This is a genomic window from Streptomyces sp. SID3212 (assembly GCF_009865405.1).
Classification (GTDB): Bacteria; Actinomycetota; Actinomycetes; order Streptomycetales; family Streptomycetaceae; genus Streptomyces.
Genome location: NZ_WWJY01000999.1, coordinates 1 through 269, shown reverse-complemented (window position 1 = coordinate 269; position 269 = coordinate 1). Strand labels below are relative to the sequence as shown.

Sequence of the window (269 nt, the reverse complement as noted above, 5' to 3'; positions counted from 1 at the left end):
GCCGCGCGCGGCCACCGCCGCGCCGCCCTGCACCTCGGCGCGATCCTGGAGAAGCGCGGCGAGCTCAAGGAGGCCGGCCGCTGGTACCTGACGGCCGCCAAGGACGGCGAGGCCAGGGCCGCCTGCGCGCTGGGCTTCCTGCTGCGCGACGCCGGGGACGAGGAGAGCGCGGCCGTCTGGTGGCTGCGCGCCGCCCAGGACGGCGACGGCAACGCCGCCAACGCCCTCGGCGCGCTCCACGCCGCCCGGGGCGAGCCGCAGACCGCCGA

Annotated in this window: 1 pseudogene; it reads left to right on the top strand. The window is 79.9% G+C overall.

The window, feature by feature from the left end:
• Positions 1-269 (top strand): annotated as a pseudogene (locus GT042_RS29615) (sel1 repeat family protein); the annotation flags it as partial.